Source organism: Pseudomonas sp. MIACH, assembly GCF_001269925.1.
Taxonomy (GTDB): Bacteria; Pseudomonadota; Gammaproteobacteria; order Pseudomonadales; family Pseudomonadaceae; genus Aquipseudomonas.
In genome coordinates, this window is sequence record NZ_LHVO01000007.1 from 1 (window position 1) to 2,698 (window position 2,698).

Genomic DNA, 2,698 nt, shown 5'->3' on the forward strand with positions numbered 1-2,698 from the left:
ATGCTTGTTGATAATTTTTTGAGTCAAGTAGCGAAATAAACTCTTCACCCACAATAGGTGCCTCCGCAGTGGGTGGAGGTGCGATGCCGTCAATCGCAAGTTTAGCTGGGTCGGTGTACCAAACTATAATAAATAAACCGATTGCTCCGCTAGCTTTTATGAAGCTAGTTGGGATGAGTGGAATATTAAGTTCCAGCAGGCCCGGCAGCAGTGCGCCTATTCCCGCTGCAGATAATGCCATGGCCAACTTGAACGTGAAGAATTGAGACTTAGTTGGTTCCGGTATCCAGATGGAAAGTATAATCATCACGCTCAGGAACGTAACCCCGAAGATGAATACAGAATAGCGTTCAATGTTTGTGTGGTTTGCACTTTGATCAGCTGTCTTGCTCTCGGTATCGTTGATCATGATGAAGTGTCCTGATAACACTGGTACATATTCTGAACGCGCACCGGCCCCGGTGGATGGCGCAAGCTACCCGGGTTATTCTGAAACATAACTATTAAATCATTGAAAGCCTGTGGAGGAAACCAGCCTTGATTTCTTCCTGTCTTTATAGCGACGCAATCCGCTTGGGATTCGTTTATGTAGCCCATGCCATGGGCGCATTCATGGGCGTAGACATAAAGCTTCAGAGGTGTAGGTAGCCCTCCAATTACGGCAGGATTCAAAAGTATTGCCTGCCCGTTAAACATTGCTGAGTCAGGAATCGAAGTAGTTACAATTGTAGGGTACATGCGACAGTTTACGGGAACCCCATCTATCGCGAAGTGTCCAGGAGGGTAGAAATTAGCTCCTGCGAAGGTTTCCATAGAGGTGGCGATTATGGTCAGTGTTAATGCAGCCGCTTGTATGTTCATAAAGTCGACTCCGACGTATCGGCAATGGCTAGGCATGATGGCAACCTGTGGGCTGAAGATTAGCAATGTTTTTCGATTTTCTTGGAAAAGTTCCGTGTTGGCGACGAACGGAGCTCTCTAAAAGCTGGACGATTTTTCACCGCCACAGTGATAAAGTCATATCCGAAAATTTAAGGTGGTACCGGCATGAAATTATTTTTGGGGTCGTTGGCGGTTCTGCTGTTGGCGGGGTGCATGGCGCCGACGATGAACGAGGCCCGCCAAGATGGGCCCTACAAGGTTCTGCATTCGAAAAAGTCGGATAAAGACGTCGCGGAATGCGTTCAGTACGAATGGCAAAATCAGGCAATTTTCGGCGGTACGCCAGGTGCAACACTTCAAGCTGGAAGACCAAGCGGTTACACCGTTTTCACAGAGGCCTCTGCTTATTTTGTGGACGTGCAGCCTGAAGGGGCTGGCTCGGTTTCAAAATATTACGTAGTGCTGCCCAACTGGATTGCAAACAAACGATTGGCTGTTCTTCAGGGCTGTCTATAGCAACCAAATGGCTTACAAGGCTCGCTTCGGCGGGCCTTTTTCTTGTCCGGAGATTTTTATGGCAGCACTGGCAATCAACTATCAACCCATGACTACGATTTTGCTCTATGGCCAGCTTCGGCAGTTCGGACGCTCTTTTCGAATGGCCGTGAGATCGCCAGCCGAAGCAATCAAGGCGCTATGCGTTCAGATCCCAGGCTTCGAACGGTTTCTGTCCAATGCCAAGTCGAGGGGCGTTGAGTTCGCCGTCTTCCGGGGCGCGACAAACCTTTGTGAAAATGAACTTGGGTTTGCCGGTGCTGGCGACATTCGTATTGCCCCGGTAATCACCGGCAGCAAGCGTGGTGGAGCGTTGCAGACCATCATTGGAGCTGTCCTTATCGTCGTCGGTTTAGTGATCACTGGGGGCAGCTTCGGCACCATGGCACCTTTCGGTTCCGCCCTGATCATGATGGGCGGCTCGATGGCGCTGGGCGGCGTGATCCAAATGCTCAGCCCCCAGGCCGGCGGCCTCAAGACCAGCGCTGCGCCAGAAAATACGCCTGGCTATGCCTTCGGCAGCGCCAAGAACACCACCGCATCGGGTAACCCGGTGCCGCTATGCATCGGGGAGCGCCGTTGGGGCGGCGCGATAATCAGTGCTGAGATCTACGCAGAAAACCAGGCTTACGACGATTATGACGCCTCAGCTTTCATCTGTTTTGGCTGCCCTCGTACGTATCCGCCCAACATCCAAAGGCCACCAGTAATGAGCGCAGTAACCAAACCTATAGCCAAGCTGCCCAGTGCCACTCCTATGTCATAGGCCGTCATAAGTCCCGTAAAAAACTCCAATACGGCGCTTACGCTTATTTTAGCCGTTACGAGTCCGAATAAAATTGACGCGGCATAAACTGGTGCTGAGAGTGCAATTCGCGTCCATTTACTTGCTTTGCTCACCGAGTACTTCCTTGTGGGACTGAGGAGTTCGCTGCATGTTAAAGCCTGCTCGCGGCAAATCCAATCTTGCAGCTTTTCCTGGAAATTCTTTCACCAAAACCGCCCATGAGGCGGTTTTTTATTGCCTGGAGAAACGCATGGGTGCAGCACGGAAAATCGACGTATATGGCGCTAAGGGCGGCTCGGATAAGCCGAAAACACCAACCGAGGCACCGGATAGCCTGCGCTCTGTCGCAATGGCAAAGATGCTGATCGCTGTTGGCGAAGGTGAGTTCGAAGGCACACCTACCGCGCGCGATATTTTCCTCGACAACACTCCGCTTCAAGACCCCCAAGGCAACATGAACTTCCCGAACGTTAA

At 51.3% G+C, this 2,698-nt stretch carries 4 protein-coding genes and 1 pseudogene; 3 read left to right on the forward strand and 2 right to left on the reverse strand.

Going from position 1 to position 2,698, the window contains the following annotated elements; translation table 11 throughout:
- Together AD670_RS02925 and AD670_RS31355 are read right to left on the reverse strand one after the other, a co-directional pair.
- Positions 1 to 409, reverse strand: a 409-nt coding sequence (locus AD670_RS02925; RefSeq protein ID WP_256243853.1) for a hypothetical protein, incomplete at its 3' end; no start/stop codon positions are given.
- Positions 406 to 861, reverse strand: a complete 456-nt coding sequence (locus AD670_RS31355; RefSeq protein ID WP_156338079.1) for a hypothetical protein — start codon at positions 859 to 861, stop codon at positions 406 to 408. The genes AD670_RS02925 and AD670_RS31355, both read right to left, overlap by 4 nt.
- A gap of 186 nt (positions 862 to 1,047) precedes the next feature.
- Between AD670_RS31355 and AD670_RS02930 the strand changes: the two genes are divergently transcribed.
- From AD670_RS02930 to AD670_RS02940, 3 genes and pseudogenes are all read left to right on the forward strand, one after another.
- Complete coding sequence (locus AD670_RS02930; protein WP_053128185.1) at positions 1,048 to 1,398, forward strand: hypothetical protein; 351 nt, start codon at positions 1,048 to 1,050, stop codon at positions 1,396 to 1,398.
- A gap of 58 nt (positions 1,399 to 1,456) precedes the next feature.
- Positions 1,457 to 2,062, forward strand: a pseudogene (locus AD670_RS02935) (tail assembly protein); the annotation flags it as partial.
- Between the two features lie 412 nt (positions 2,063 to 2,474).
- On the forward strand, positions 2,475 to 2,698 hold a 224-nt coding region (locus AD670_RS02940), incomplete at its 3' end, for a hypothetical protein (protein WP_053128186.1).

What these genes read in the sequence shown, in the direction of transcription:
- AD670_RS31355 (WP_156338079.1), bottom strand. Translation starts at nt 861, where the DNA reads ATGAACATACAAGCGGCTGCATTAACACTGACCATAATCGCCACCTCT.
- AD670_RS02930 (WP_053128185.1), top strand. Translation starts at nt 1,048, where the DNA reads ATGAAATTATTTTTGGGGTCGTTGGCGGTTCTGCTGTTGGCGGGGTGC.